Here is an 11,500-nt window from a genome sequence, read left to right on the forward strand (position 1 = left end):
TTTATTTAACGATCAAAACATCATTAATATTTGTGGTAAATCTAGCGGATAATCGTTCTTGACGCATTTTCCAAGTGCGGTTTAAATCTTGATTTCCTAATTTAATTTTGTCTGCCTTAAATTTACGATTTAATTTGTCTATTGCGGACATTAAAGGTTTGTGTTTTGGGTTTTCGTTTGAAAATAAATTCAACTGAAAATTATCATTAGGTACTAAACCAGTAACAATTACACCTGCTCTTTTATATTTAATACCTGCTTTAAAAATGGTTTTTACAGCTTCTACAGCTGCATTAGCAATGGTTAAAGTAGAGTCTGTAGGGGAGGAAAAAACAACTGTTGTACTTTCTCTATGTTGTTGAAATTCTTTTTTATGTCGATCGCTAGAAAGTTGCACAATAAGCATGTGACAACTAGATTCTTGATTGCGTAATTTTTCTGCACAACTAGCTGCAAAGGTAGAAATGCGTTCTTTTATATTGTCAATATCAGAGTAAGTATATTCAAAACTACGTGTGGTAGCAATCATTTTTTTTGATGAAACTTCTTCTAACGGAATTTTAGAAATACCTTGTAGGTCTTTTTGCAAACGCCATGCTACAATAGAAAATTCTTTTAAAACCCAATCACTAGAAAGTTGTGTAAAATCGTACGCGGTAATACAACCTTTTTCTTCCAATCTTTTTTTTAAACGACTCCCAATTCCCCAAACATTGCCAATTTTTGTCCATTTTAAGGCTTTGATTCTTTTTTCGTCAGAATCTATAATACAAATTCCTTTCGATTGTTTTAGGTTAGAGCGCGCAATTTTATTGGCGACTTTTGTCAATGCTTTGGTTGGCGCAATTCCAACGCAAGTTGGTATGCCTGTCCATTTTAAAATACGACTTCTCATTTTTGTAGCGTATTCTTCTAAATTGTAGTTCTCAAAACCTTTTAATTCTAAAAAAGATTCATCAATAGAATAGACTTCTACATCCGGAGAAAAATCTGCTAAAATATTCATTACTCTGGCACTCATATCTCCGTATAAAGGATAATTAGAAGACAAAACAGTAATATTATTTGCTTTACAAAAAGCATCCCATTTAAAAATAGGCGCACCAAAAGGCAGTTGTAATTTCTTAGCTTCGTCGCTCATAGAAATAACACAACCATCATTATTACTTAAAATAGCAACGGGTTTTCCTTGTAAGTTTGGGTTAAAAACCCGCTCGCAAGAAGCATAAAAATTATTACAATCTACTAGTGCAAACATGCTATAAAAGTACCTAAAAATAGTAGGCAAAATAGCGTTGTTAATATCTTAATTTATTGGATAAATTTTAAAGAAAAGAGGATTGAAATAAGTGATGTTTTTGATACTCGACAAAATTCACCTAAAATTAAACGAAATAAATAAAATAGACATTGTCATGCTGAACTTGTTTCAGCATCTCATTAAAGTGATCGATATAGCTAAGAGAATCTGAAATAAATTCAGATTGACAAAATTTTACTTTAAAGACACTTTACTGTAAGCCTTTTTTAATTTCTAGCATCTCATTAAAGTGATCGATATAGCTAAGAGAATCTGAAATAAATTCAGATTGACAAAATTTTATTTTAAAGACACTTTACTGTAAGCATTTTTTAATTTCTGAATAACAATCTCAATTTCTTCTATAGCCAAATGACCAAAACCAAAACGGATTGCACACGTGTTTTTATCTTGATACAGAATTGTTTTGGGTAGAAATAAATCGTTTTTTTCTGCTTCTTCAGCTAGTTTTACCAAAGAAATTTGTTGTGAAAATTGCAACCAAAGTGCTAATCCGCCAGCAGGAATTTCCCATTTCGCCGTTTCAGAAAAATAGTGCGTTAAGAGTTTACACAAACAATCTCGTCTTTGTTTATAGACAACAATGTTTTTTTTCATGAGACGATAAATTTCACCTTCATTAATTAATTCAGACAACATTTGTTCTTGAATTAAATCGCCTTGTTTGTCTAGTAGCTGTAAATAATTGTTAGCTTCCGAAATTAAATTTTCTGGCGCAACTACAAATCCTGTTTGAAAACTAGGGAATAAGGATTGGCCCAATTTTCCTAAATAAATAACCATTCCGTTAGTATCTGCACTTGCCATGGGTAACATTGCAGAACCAGTAAACTGAAAATCGTAATCATAATCATCTTCAATAATAGCAAAACCATATTCTTTTGCCAATTGCAATAAAGCCAAACGGCGTTCTGCACTTAAGGTTACTGTTGTTGGGTAATCTCTATGTGCACATACATACACACATCTAATACTTCCTTTTATAAAATGTTTTTTAATATAATCTACATCTAAACCATCTGCATCTACAGGGATTGTTTTAATGGTTGCGTGGGCTTGTTGAAAAATCATATTAGCTGCATAATTACTTAAATTACCAACTAAAACAAGGTCGTTTTGTTTTATCAATAGTTGAGAAACAATATACAAACTCATTTCTGTACTACGTGTATTAATTAAATTATTTGGGGTTATATGAAAACCTCTCGTTGCATTTAAATAATTACAAAGTTGTGTTTGAAATAAAGAATAGGAAGATTCATTGGGTTTGTTCCATTTTTTTATCAGCGTTTTTCGCTTCATAGCAGCGCTGTACCATCTTGTAAATTCATGTACAGGATGTAGACGTAAATCTGGTTTACCATCATTAATGGTATACTTTGCTGTTGTTAATTGAGTTGTGGATGCTAAATGAAATGATTTTTGAAAAGGAAACCCTGTAGATTTTGCATACGTATATGCCTGATTTATTTTTTGAGAAGGTGCTTTTATTTTTGATGATTTCTGCTCTGGCTCTAAGACAAACGTACCTTTATTAGGTATAATTTCTACCCAACCTTGTGACGCCAACTCCTCGTAAATAGCAACGGCTGTATTTCTATGAATTTTTAAGGTCTGCCCCAATACGCGTGTTCCTGGTAAAATGGTACCTTTAACTAAAAACCTACGTTGTATTGCATTTATAATTTGCTGAGATACTTGTATGTAAACAGGTTGAGGTATCGATTTATCAAAATTAATTAACTGTTTAAAAAGCGCAATAACCGGACTATCTATCATTTTAAAACTGGACTAGTTTAATCGTCCGGAAAGTTACGAGTTTTGCAGCGTATTTAAATGATTATTTATGAAAATTAAAATTACCTTAATAGCAACTTTGTTATTATCAGCGATACAGACAAAAGCACAAGTAGATTCTATAAAAAGAGATACTTTAAAAGAAGTAGTAATTACGTCTACAAGAATAGATTTACCTTTTAAAGAGAACTCTAGAACTATAGATGTTATTTCATCCGAAGCAATTAAAAATAGTGCGGCTACAAATGTTGCAGATTTATTACAGCAAGTTGCGGGTGTAGATATTAGAAGAAGAGGAACTGCTGGGAGTCAGGCAGATTTATATATTAGAGGAGGAGGTTTCGACCAGACTTTATTATTGGTTGATGGTATTAAAATGGATGATTCTCAAACCGGTCATCATACATTAAATGCCGCTTTACCTATAGAGGTTATCGAAAGAATAGAAATTATTAAAGGTCCTGCAGCAAGAGTTTTCGGTCAGAATGCATTTACAGGAGCTATAAATATTGTTACTAAAAAGAGGTTAGCAAGCAGTGCTAGTATAAATGTAGAAGGTGGTTCTTTCGGACAATTAAATAGTTCTGTAACTTTTGGAGAAGAATACGAGAACGCTTCTTTTATGGTGCATGTTGGTGCATTAACTTCAGATGGTTATAGAACTAATTCTGATTATGAAAATAAGAATTATGTACTAAAAGGGGTTTTTAATAAGAAGAAACAGCCTATTGAGGTTTTAGCTACTTTTTTCGATAAAAAATATGGTGCAGAGAATTTTTATACAACAAATCCAGATTGGCATGAGTATGAAGAAACTCAGAATAGTGTAATAGGAGTTTCTACAGTTTTTAGAACTGAAAAATTTAAGATTACACCAAGAGTTTATTGGAGAAGAGGACAAGATATTTTCTTATTAAAAAGAGAGGATCCTAGTTTTTTTAGAAATTTACATATTACCAACAAAGTGGGGGCAGAGGCCAATGCTTCATATACTTCTAATTTAGGAATTACTGGTTTTGGTATAGATCTTTCTAGAGTTTCTATAAGTAGTAATAATTTAGGAAAAAGAAATAGAACAATGGCAAATCTATTTTTAGAACATCGTTTTAAATTGGCTAATGAAAAGTTAGATATTACTCCGGGAGTTGCAGTTACTTATTTTTCTGATTTTAAATTTCATGCTTTTCCAGGAGTAGATATTGGGTATCAGGTTTCTGAAAACTTAAAGGCTTATGGAAATTTAGGAGTTACCTATAGAATACCTACTTATACCGATTTATTTTATAATGATCCTAGAACTATTGGAAATGAAAATTTAGACCCAGAAGAAGCATTTGCACAAGAAATTGGTTTAAAGTATAACTCTGGAAAATTTACAGCTTCTATGGCAGTTTTTAATAGAGATGCAGATAATTTAATAGATTTTATTAGACCAGATACAGATGCTACCTCTAAATATACAGCAACAAATATTGCCAAAGTAAATACCCAAGGTTTTGAGTTAAATGCAGATTATCGTTTTATGTTAAATGAGTTTAATCAGACTTTATCTTTTGGATATAATTTTTTAGAAGATGACATTTTAGATCAAAATAAAGAGTTGTCTCGCTATTCTTTAAACACTTTAAAACATCAATTTATAACTCGTTTTACAAGTAAATTCTTTAAAAACGTAAGACAAAATATTATTTACAAACACGCACAAAGAACTATTGGTACAAGTTATAATGTTTGGGATGCTTCTATAATTGTAGATTTTAATAAATTTAGTTTTACTGCAACTGCTAATAATATTTTTGATGCAGATTATATAGAATCTGGTTTTGTACCAATGCCATCAAGTAATGTATTATTTGGGTTGCGTTATAGCTACTAATAAAAAAATAGAGATGAGCGAAGTAAGACATAATTGGACAAAAGAAGAGGTTCTAGAAATTTATAATAAACCATTAATGGAGTTGTTGTACGATGCAGCAACAGTTCATAGAGAACAACATGATCCTAATGTGGTTCAGGTATCTACTTTATTATCAATAAAAACAGGTGGTTGTTCAGAAGATTGTGGCTATTGCCCACAAGCAGCAAGATATCATACCAATGTAGAGGGTAATGATTTAATGACTGTAAACCAAGTAAAGGCACAAGCATTAAGAGCAAAAGAAAGCGGAAGTTCTCGTGTTTGTATGGGAGCTGCTTGGAGAAACGTAAAAGATGGACCAGAGTTTGACCAAGTTTTAGATATGGTTAGAACCGTAAATAAGTTAGATATGGAGGTTTGTTGTACATTAGGTATGGTAACCGAAAATCAGGCTAAAAGGTTGGCAGAAGCTGGTTTGTATGCATATAATCATAATTTAGATTCGTCAGAAGAATATTATAAAGAAGTAATTTCTACAAGAGGTTACCAAGACCGATTAGATACTATAAGTAATGTGCGTAAAACAAATGTTACGGTTTGTTCTGGCGGAATTATTGGTATGGGAGAATCTGCAGCAGATAGAGCAGGCATGTTAGTTGCCTTGTCTACTTTAAATCCGCAGCCAGAATCTACACCAATTAATGCTTTAGTAGCGGTTGAAGGAACGCCTTTAGAAGATGAAAAACCCGTGGAAATTTGGGACATGATTAGAATGGTTGCTACCACTAGAATTGTTTTACCAGAAACACAGGTTCGTTTATCTGCAGGTAGAACTCAAATGAGTAGAGAAGGGCAAGCAATGTGTTTCTTTGCTGGGGCAAATTCTATTTTTGCTGGAGATAAATTATTAACAACTCCAAACCCAGATGTAAATGAAGATATGAAGATGTTTAAATTATTAGGTTTAAACCCTCAAAAACCATTTACTAAAAAAGTTCAACCAGAAACAGTTGCTGCAGCAGATTCTAAATATCAATCTTTAGAAGAAAAACCAAAATGGACGAGACCAAACCATAAAATTGACAGAAATGAAGCAGCCAAACAAAAAGGTAAAATTATAAAAGGTTAAAAGTAGTACTCTTCTTTTAATTGATTTAAAGTATTTGAAAAAGGGAAATTATATGTTTAATTTAGGTGCTATAGCAGCTATTTTTTGCCTATATAATTTGAAAAGGTCTTGATTAGCTATATCAAGGCCTTTTTTTTTGATTAATTTTTTTTAAAAAAAATTGTAACAAAATAGATTCTTTAACTACTTATAAGAGAAGCTTAATTATACAACTCACTTTAATTTTATTATTTCTAGAATAAAAAAGTGTTTATTAAAGTTTAAAATCAACTTAAAAAGAGCGCTCTTAAAAATTGATGACATTCAAATGGTATTGTGGTGCTTTATATTGATGGAATAAACCTCTTTATTCAGTCAAAAACATTTATCTTTAATCTCTTCTAAAACAAACTACTATGATGGAATGGTTTCAAGAATTAACTTCTTTTCAAAAGACCTATTGGGTAATTACAGGAATTTCTACCTTTATGTTTTTGTTGGTTTTAATCACCACAGTAATTGGTGCTGAAACAGATGATATTGGCGATGTAGATGCAGAAATTGATGCAGATACGGGTGCAGGATTTCAATTTTTTACGTTGAAGAACTTAGTCGCTTTTTTTGCCATTTTTGGTTGGAGCGGTATTGCAAGTATAGATGCAGGAAACGCTAAAGTGGTTACTGTAATTATTTCTGTGTTTTGTGGGTTGGTAATGATGTTTGTAATGGCAGCATTGTTTTATTACATTAGTAAATTAACCTCTAGCGGAACTTTAAAAATGAAAAATGCTTTAAACGCTATTGGCGAAGTCTATTTAACTGTAGGTGCAAATAGATCTAAAATAGGTAAAATTCAAATTAAAATTCAGGGAGCTTTAAGAGAATTAGAAGCTTTAACAGACCATAATGAAGATTTAAAACAAGGAAAAATTATTAAAGTAATAGAAGTAACTAACAACGGATTATTAATTATAGAACCTCAAAATTAAAAAAAAAGCTATGCTAAACTTTATGATATTACAAACTAGTCAATATGCCGGATTAATCGGAATCGGAATTGCAATTCTCTTCGTTTTTATATTGCTAATTGCAATGGTAAAACGATATAAAAGATGTCCTTCGGATAGAATTTTGGTAGTTTATGGAAAAGTTAGTGGAGGCGAATCTGCTAAGTGTATTCATGGTGGAGCCGCATTTATATTTCCGGTAATTCAAGATTATCAATTTTTAGATTTAACACCTATTTCTATTGAAGTAAATTTGGTAAATGCACTTTCTAAGCAAAATATTCGTGTAAATGTACCAAGTAGATTTACAATTGGGGTTTCTACAGAACCAGGAATTATGCAAAATGCTGCAGAAAGATTGTTAGGTTTAGACCAAGACAGCATTCAAGATTTAGCACAAGAAATTATATTTGGTCAGTTACGTTTGGTCGTTGCATCGATGGATATTGAAGAAATTAACAATGATCGTGATAAGTTTTTAACCAATATTTCTCAATCTGTAGAAACAGAATTAAAGAAAGTAGGTTTAAAATTAATCAACGTAAATATTACAGATATTGTTGATGAATCTGGTTATATAGAAGCTTTAGGAAAAGAAGCAGCAGCGCACGCAATTAACGCGGCAAGAAAATCGGTTGCAGAAAAAAATAGAGATGGTTCTATTGGAGAAGCAAACGCTGTACAAGACGAAAGAACACAAGTTGCTGCAGCAAATGCACAAGCAGTAGCTGGGGAAAATACAGCAAAAATTAATGTTGCAAATTCAGACTCTTTAAGAAGACAAAGAGAGGCAGAAGCAGAACGTACAGCAATTGCATCAGAAAAAGTACAAACAGCAAATGCGTTAAAAGAATCGTATGCAGCAGAGCAAGAAGCAGAGGTTGCAAGAGCAGAAAGAGAACGTTCTTCTCAATTAGCAGATATTATTGTACCTGCAGAAATAGACAAACGTAAAGTAGAAATAGATGCTGAAGCAAAGGCAGAAAATATTAGAAGAATTGCAAGAGGAGAAGCTGATGCAATTTTATTTAAAGCACAAGCAGAAGCACAAGGTTTGTATGAGGTTTTAACAAAACAAGCACAAGGTTTAGATCAAATAGTAAAAGCTGCCGGAAACGATTCTCAAAATGCAGCCTTATTATTAATTGCTGATAAATTACCGGAATTAGTAAAAATACAAGCCGAAGCTATTAAAAACATTAAAATTGATAAAGTTACTGTTTGGGAAAACGGAGGAGGAGCAGATGGAAAAACATCAACTTCTAACTTTATTTCGGGAATGTATAAAGCGGTACCGCCATTGCAAGAAATGTTTAACATGGCAGGTATGGAGTTGCCAAGTTATTTAAAAGGAAAAGATATTCCTGCAGAGTTACCTGTAGAGGTTGTTGATACTAAAGATAACTAATCGATTAAAAATACAAGTTTTAATGTAAGCCATCAATTAATTTTTAAATGATGGCTTTTTTTTGATGAATAGTTTGTGATTGTAAGTTTGAGTTAGAAGGTTATTAAATAGGTATTAATACGGGGTAAATACATTGCTTGTATTTAGTACATTGCGGCTTAAAATAAATATCCCCTAGCTTATGAAATCTTGTCCGAAATGTAAATCTGAATCTAGACACAGAATGAGAAGAAAAGGAATTGTAAAGATGATTCCAGGAACAAGAGGTTATGCTTGTGATAAGTGTAATACGGAGTACGCATGGTTTTCTTTTATCAATTATACTTTTAAAGTATAGAAAAAGAGTTTGTCTAAAAAGTAATAAATCTTTCTATGCCGAACTTGTTGCTATATACCTGTTTACTGAAATACAATATTTGCATGAATTTAGATTGACAAAAAATTTCTTTGTAATCAGTCTTTTTTTGCAACCTAATTTTTACTATATAAATCAGGTAATTTAGAATAGAATTAGCTTGTTTTAACTTGCTAAATTTCAGGTGTAAACCAAACAGCGTCAATTATGAAAGCTTGTCCGAGATGTAAATCTAAATCTAACCATAGAATGAAGAGGGGTATATTGGTTAAATTGATACCAGGTACTAAAGCGTATGCTTGCGATAATTGTAACGTACAGTATACTTGGTTTTCTTTTATCAATCGTTCTTTTAAAATTTAAAAAAAAAGCCTCACTTTTATAAAAGTGAGGCTTTTTAATAACTTGTATTTTGTTTAGTTAAACAACCTAAAAATATCGTTTCCGTTTGCAAAAAGTAGCAAGGCAATTAAAAGTATAAAGCCAGTTACTTGTGCATATTCTAAAAATTTATCTCCTGGTTTTTTACCGGTAATCATTTCCCAAAGAGTAAAAACTACGTGTCCACCATCTAAAGCAGGTATTGGTAAAAGGTTCATAAAACCTAACATAATTGATAAGAATGCTGTTATTTCCCAGAAAGATTGTGCGCTCCATTCCGAAGGGAAAATACTTCCTATAGAAATAAACCCACCTAAACCTTTATAGGCACCAGTACTTGGGTTAAATATCTTCTTTAATTGTTTAATGTAGTCTGTAAGCGTTTTTACAGATTTGTTCCATCCTGCAGGAATTGCTTCTGCAAAAGTGTATTCAATATTTGCTAATTTGTAGTAACCTAGTCTTTCTAAATCTTTAAAAGGTAATTGACCTAAACTAACGCCTAGTTTTCCTTCATTAGTAACTTTTACAGGGATATTTTTTGTTTCAATTCCTCTTTTTACTGTAATCGATATATCTTGATTTTTAAACTTATTTAAAGAAGTTTTAGCTTCATCAAAATACTTTATTGGGTTTCCATTAATGGCAACAACAATATCATTTGGTTTTAAATCGGTATCTACATTTGGCGATTCTTTAGAAACACCACCAATAACAAAAGGATATCTTGGTTGTAAAATTGCTCCAGCATCTTTACCTCTGTCTACTAATTGAGAGATGAAATCTTCTGGAATTACTTTATCAATAACTTGTCCTTCTCTTTCAATCTGAAAATTATTACCGTTTACAAATCCTAAAGTAAGTTCGTTAAATTTTTTAATTTTCTCTCCATCAATAGTTAAAACTTTATCTCCAGTTTTTAAGCCTAAATTCATGGCCAAAGAATCTTGTACCCAAACTCCGTCTTTTACATTCTCGTTTGGTAAAAATCTTTCTCCGTAGGCGTACATTAACATAATGTAGATAAAAATACCTAACACAAAGTTTACAAAAACACCACCTAGCATAATTATTAAACGTTGCCACGCAGGTTTAGAACGGAATTCCCAAGGTTGTGGCGGCAATGCCATTTGTTCAGTATCCATGCTTTCATCTATCATACCAGATATTTTTACATATCCACCTAAAGGAATCCAACCAATACCGTATACAGTATCACCAATTTTTTTCTTGAAAATTGAAAATTTATAATCAAAGAATAAGTAGAATTTTTCTACTCTTGTTTTAAACAATTTTGCAGGGATAAAGTGCCCTAGCTCGTGCAATACAATTAATAAAGATAAACTTAAAATAAATTGCGATGCTTTTATTAATATTTCCATTCAGCGTTAAATCATAATTAAAATAGTCGCAAATGTACGTTTTTAAAGATAGTTGCAAAAGAACAAATTGAGGTACCTTTTTAATTTAACAAAGATTTTGTATACTATTCCCTTTTGTTTTTTTTTCTAAGGTTTTATTAAGTCGTAAATTTGTTGTTACAAAACTATCTTATGGAGTTTAAAATCTTTAAAAAGTCTCTTCCTTTACTTATCTTTTTTGCGGTTTTTTCTGCAATTTCACTTACCGTTTATTATCATTTATTAAAGGTAGATAAACACCTTAAAATTTATAACCCTATTGATGTAAACCCGAGGTTGGTAGATGATAGTATGGTGCACATTCAAAACAACCATACTGTTGCAGATTTTAAACTCATCAATCAAAATGGAGAAACGATTACGAACAATGATTATAAAGATAAAATTTACATAGCAGATTTCTTTTTTACTCGTTGCCAAACAATTTGTATTGCCATGGCGTATAATATGGGTGAGTTGCAAGAGTATTATAAAGAAGACAATGATATTATGTTTTTGTCTCACTCCGTTACTCCGGTTATAGATAGTGTTTCTGTTCTAAGAGAATATGCAGACAGAAAAGGGGTTATTGATGGAAAATGGAATGTAACTACGGGACCTAAAAAACATATTTATGAGTTGGCTAGAAAAAGTTATTTTGCAGTTTTAGATGAAGGAAATGGTGATGAAAGTGATTTTATACACACAGAGCAATTTGTTTTGGTAGATAAAGACAGACGTATTCGTGGCTATTATGATGGCACAGAAAAAGAAGATATGGAAAAGCTAAAAACGGATATAGTTTTGTTAAAAGAAGAATATGCATCTGAATAACTTGTTTAGAATCATTCTAAATGATTATATT

General features: G+C 31.6%; 9 protein-coding genes. 6 read left to right on the forward strand and 3 right to left on the reverse strand.

The genetic code is table 11. The features are described from left to right. Position 1 precedes the first annotated feature (1 nt). Entirely contained in the window at positions 2-1,258 is a 1,257-nt protein-coding gene (locus KV700_RS12120; RefSeq protein WP_166383587.1) for a Y-family DNA polymerase, read from the reverse strand. 342 nt (positions 1,259-1,600) lie between these two features. Further along, positions 1,601-3,100, reverse strand: a complete 1,500-nt coding sequence (locus tag KV700_RS12125) for a PLP-dependent aminotransferase family protein (protein WP_218598029.1) — start codon at positions 3,098-3,100, stop codon at positions 1,601-1,603. 67 nt (positions 3,101-3,167) lie between these two features. Between KV700_RS12125 and KV700_RS12130 the strand changes: the two genes are divergently transcribed. The 5 genes from KV700_RS12130 to KV700_RS12150 all read left to right on the forward strand — a co-directional run bounded on the left by KV700_RS12130 (position 3,168) and on the right by KV700_RS12150 (position 8,836). Beyond that, positions 3,168-4,994, forward strand: a complete 1,827-nt coding sequence (locus tag KV700_RS12130) for a TonB-dependent receptor (RefSeq protein ID WP_218598030.1) — start codon at positions 3,168-3,170, stop codon at positions 4,992-4,994. Positions 4,995-5,007: 13 nt separating this feature from the next. Beyond that, a complete protein-coding gene (gene bioB / locus KV700_RS12135; protein ID WP_218598031.1) occupies positions 5,008-6,105 on the forward strand; it encodes a biotin synthase BioB in 1,098 nt (365 codons plus the stop codon). Between the two features lie 395 nt (positions 6,106-6,500). Beyond that, on the forward strand, positions 6,501-7,073 hold the full coding sequence (locus KV700_RS12140; protein ID WP_218598032.1) for a hypothetical protein: 573 nt from the start codon (positions 6,501-6,503) through the stop codon (positions 7,071-7,073). 22 nt (positions 7,074-7,095) lie between these two features. Continuing rightward, on the forward strand, positions 7,096-8,499 hold the full coding sequence (locus tag KV700_RS12145; RefSeq protein ID WP_218598033.1) for a flotillin family protein: 1,404 nt from the start codon (positions 7,096-7,098) through the stop codon (positions 8,497-8,499). Positions 8,500-8,680: 181 nt separating this feature from the next. Continuing rightward, positions 8,681-8,836 carry a hypothetical protein gene (locus KV700_RS12150; protein WP_218598034.1) on the forward strand — a complete coding sequence of 52 codons (156 nt, stop codon included), beginning with the start codon at positions 8,681-8,683 and terminating at the stop codon, positions 8,834-8,836. 434 nt (positions 8,837-9,270) lie between these two features. Here KV700_RS12150 and rseP read toward each other — a convergent pair whose 3' ends face one another. After that, positions 9,271-10,617, reverse strand: coding sequence for an RIP metalloprotease RseP (gene rseP / locus KV700_RS12155; RefSeq protein WP_218598035.1), 1,347 nt, complete (start codon positions 10,615-10,617; stop codon positions 9,271-9,273). A gap of 171 nt (positions 10,618-10,788) precedes the next feature. On the opposite strand from rseP, the gene KV700_RS12160 reads away from it, so the two are divergent. After that, a complete protein-coding gene (locus KV700_RS12160; protein ID WP_218598036.1) occupies positions 10,789-11,469 on the forward strand; it encodes an SCO family protein in 681 nt (226 codons plus the stop codon). Positions 11,470-11,500: the final 31 nt, after the last annotated feature.

The sequence above is a fragment of the Polaribacter sp. NJDZ03 genome (genome assembly GCF_019263805.1).
In the GTDB taxonomy this organism is placed as follows: Bacteria; Bacteroidota; Bacteroidia; order Flavobacteriales; family Flavobacteriaceae; genus Polaribacter.

Bases quoted from the DNA above. Each gene is read 5' to 3' on its own strand.
- KV700_RS12120 (WP_166383587.1), bottom strand. From the start codon at position 1,258: ATGTTTGCACTAGTAGATTGTAATAATTTTTATGCTTCTTGCGAGCGG.
- KV700_RS12125 (WP_218598029.1), bottom strand. From the start codon at position 3,100: ATGATAGATAGTCCGGTTATTGCGCTTTTTAAACAGTTAATTAATTTT.
- KV700_RS12130 (WP_218598030.1), top strand. From the start codon at position 3,168: ATGAAAATTAAAATTACCTTAATAGCAACTTTGTTATTATCAGCGATA.
- bioB (WP_218598031.1), top strand. From the start codon at position 5,008: ATGAGCGAAGTAAGACATAATTGGACAAAAGAAGAGGTTCTAGAAATT.
- KV700_RS12140 (WP_218598032.1), top strand. From the start codon at position 6,501: ATGATGGAATGGTTTCAAGAATTAACTTCTTTTCAAAAGACCTATTGG.
- KV700_RS12145 (WP_218598033.1), top strand. From the start codon at position 7,096: ATGATATTACAAACTAGTCAATATGCCGGATTAATCGGAATCGGAATT.
- KV700_RS12150 (WP_218598034.1), top strand. From the start codon at position 8,681: ATGAAATCTTGTCCGAAATGTAAATCTGAATCTAGACACAGAATGAGA.
- rseP (WP_218598035.1), bottom strand. From the start codon at position 10,617: ATGGAAATATTAATAAAAGCATCGCAATTTATTTTAAGTTTATCTTTA.
- KV700_RS12160 (WP_218598036.1), top strand. From the start codon at position 10,789: ATGGAGTTTAAAATCTTTAAAAAGTCTCTTCCTTTACTTATCTTTTTT.